This is a genomic window from Streptomyces sp. NPDC127092, assembly GCF_042722475.1.
In the GTDB taxonomy this organism is placed as follows: Bacteria; Actinomycetota; Actinomycetes; order Streptomycetales; family Streptomycetaceae; genus Streptomyces.
In genome coordinates this window covers 1-1291 of sequence record NZ_JBHXFE010000277.1, presented here as the reverse complement: position 1 = coordinate 1291, position 1291 = coordinate 1, and the positions used below count along the sequence as shown (strand labels likewise).

General features: G+C 74.2%; 2 protein-coding genes. Both read left to right on the top strand.

Annotated elements, in window-relative coordinates; translation table 11 throughout:
- Positions 1-495 (top strand): hypothetical protein (locus tag ACFWJO_RS39645; RefSeq protein WP_386873145.1); only part of this gene is annotated, 495 nt, incomplete at its 5' end.
- A gap of 15 nt (positions 496-510) precedes the next feature.
- A partial coding sequence (locus tag ACFWJO_RS39640; protein WP_386873143.1) for an anion permease occupies positions 511-1291 on the top strand: 781 nt, incomplete at its 3' end.

Below are 1291 nucleotides of genomic sequence, written 5' to 3'. Positions count from 1 at the left end.
GACCGTGCCGCCCGTGAGCTTGAGGAGCTCGACTCGTCCTCGAGCGCCACCCTCATGGCCTTCCTCACCGCGCTGCGCAGCGCCTACGTGACTCCGCTGCCCCGTCAGGACCTCTACCGGCTGGCCAGCGGCGTGCACGCGGCCACCCGGCGCGTCGTGTCGGCGGGCGTGCTGATCCAACGGGCCGACCTCGAGGAGCTGCCGACGCACGCCCTCGACGTCCTCGAGACCGTGGGCCGGCAGGCCGAGCTGCTCGCCCGCAGCGCCGCCGAGATGCGCGACCTCGACGCCCTGGAGGCCACGTGGATGCAGCTGCTGCGCGCCTCCCGCCGCACGGAGCGGATCATGGTCGAGTGGCTCGCCGACCTCGGCATGGACCTGCTGCAGCGCGACTACAACCGCCAGCGCGAGGTCGCCTGGGCGCTGCACGCGGCGCTCGAGGCCCTCTCCCGCGTGAACATGGACCTGGGCATGGTGCTCGTCCGTGAGTCCTGAGCCGGTGGAGGCGCCGTGACCGCGGGGCTCGCCGTCGTCCTCGTGCTGCTGTGCGCCGTCGGCGCGCTGATGGGGTTCCGCGACGCCCCCAACGCCGCGGCGCTGCCTGTCCGGTACCGGGCGCTGACACCGCGCGGGGCCCTCCTCCTGACCGGGGCGGTCAACACCGTGGGCGCCCTGCTGGGCATCGGACTCATCACGCTGAGCGTGCACTACTTCACCTCGCCCGCGGTGCGCAGCGAGATCGGCCCCCTGGCCGTGGGCGTGTCCTGCGCGGTGACCCTCGTGTGGGGTCTGCTGCTGTGGTGGCGGCGCCTGCCCGGCTCCAGCACGCACGCGCTGATCTCCGCGCTGGCGGGCAGCCACCTCGCCGTGCGCCTGAGCCTGCACATCGACGTCGCCCACACCATCTTCGACCTCGTCCGCGCCGAGGTGCTGCTCAGCCTGCTGCTCTCGCCCCTGATCGCGTGGGCGCTCGCCCGCCTGCTCACCGCGCTCGCCATGCGGCTCGCCACCCGGGGCACCACGGTCAACGTCCAGCACCGGGCCCGCGTCGGGTTGGGCATCTCCGCCAGCGCCATGGCCATGGGCCACGGCCTGCAGGCCGGGCAGCGCATGGGGGTGCTGTGGGCCGCCGTGCTGGTGGGGTCCGGGTCCGTCCTGGCGCCGGACGCCCTGACGGCCGAGTTCGTGGGGGGCGCGTTCCTGTTCGCCTTCGCGGTCGGGCTCGGCACGCTGGGTGGCGCCTGGCGGATCGCCTGGACCCTCACCGAGCGTCTCGTCCGCCTCGACCCCC